We start from the raw sequence: 1,330 nt of genomic DNA, 5'->3' as shown, positions 1-1,330 counted from the left end.
AATGCATCTACTTGATGAGAGCATAGCGGCATCGGAGGGTGGTCCTTTCGACCACCCTCCTTTGTGACAGGTTTGGGGAGAGTAAATGGTTGATTTGATCCAGCAGCGCGTGCTTCCAGCGATATCATCATCCCTTGAGATCAGTCCGATCACGATTTTGAAGGCAGAAGGCGGCATGGCACCCGTGCCGACGATCAAATCGGCACTCGCGAGCTCTGGCTCGGATCTCTCAATCACTGACGGCGACTGGCGAACCGGCGGCTATCTTGCCGGGCTGCAAACGCACATCGACGCCGAACTGAGGTGGGCTACTGAAAATAGGCCAAAACTGGTTGAGGCGGCACAACAATCCTTGAAGCGACTGTTCCCTCTCCTGGTCAGCGATGACTTTACCGTGCCGAAGGATCTCACCAATACCTCGAACAAGGAGGAGCGTACGCGCTTCTATCATCACGAATACCAAAACAAGCTCCTGGTCGGACTAGCCGAATTCCTGATCAAGTGTGCCCAAGAGCGCCAGGATCGTCACACAATCGTCATCGACCGGGCGGCTGCCCTGTCGAATTCGGCGAAGAATCTGATCAAGCTGCTGGTCAGGCTTAACGACGATGCGCGGCTGTTTCGGTTTGTCCTGATCGATTATGAACAACGCCTGTATTTTCCGGACGCCAGCGAGGTTCATTTCGGCAGATATAGCTTGCAGGAACTCGGGCCGCTCCTGGATCAGGATCTCGCTGCGGAGAAACAGCGACAGATCTATGAGGCAAGTGGCGGCAATCCGTTGATTGCGGAGGCTTTAGGCAAATGCGCAGCAGCCGGATTGCCGGTCATCGGCTATCTCGATCCGATCGCGACCGTGGACCTTTATCTGGCCAGCCACAACACCGGGGAACGGCACAGCCTTCTCAAATCGTACATTGAATCCGATTGCACGACGCCTGATCTGATCGCGCAACGAAACTATGCAACCTTCGAGCAGGCGACGGCAGATCATCTGCACGAGCAGCTGCACCGCGCTTGCCTGGACCGTTATCTGGCGGGCGAGGCGCCGCTCGTCATGCTTCATGCGCTATCGATACGGGACAAATACAAGCGTCTGGAACTGCTTGCAGAGCCGAGTCAGATCCTCCAGAGCATCGGCCTGTATGATCTCTGGTTTGGCTACTTCGGAGAACTTTTCGCCGATCCCGCGCTTCGCACCTACGGCTCGGGAGATGCTCCGGTGAACGCCGCCTTCATCAACGCGGCTTTTGTGCTGTATTCGCTCGGCTGCGGGCGGGCGTCGGTTCCCTATCTGGATGAATTCTACAAGACTTTCCCCAAGAGCCGA

1 pseudogene is annotated in these 1,330 nt (G+C 56.2%); it reads left to right on the top strand.

Annotation, left to right across the window (positions count from 1 at the left end):
- Positions 1-85: 85 nt before the first annotated feature.
- A pseudogene (locus H8A95_RS43070) lies at positions 86-1,330 on the top strand (tetratricopeptide repeat protein); the annotation flags it as partial.

It is taken from the genome of Bradyrhizobium oropedii, from assembly GCF_020889685.1.
GTDB lineage: Bacteria > Pseudomonadota > Alphaproteobacteria > Rhizobiales > Xanthobacteraceae > Bradyrhizobium > Bradyrhizobium oropedii.
This window is presented reverse-complemented; position numbering and strand designations above follow the sequence as displayed.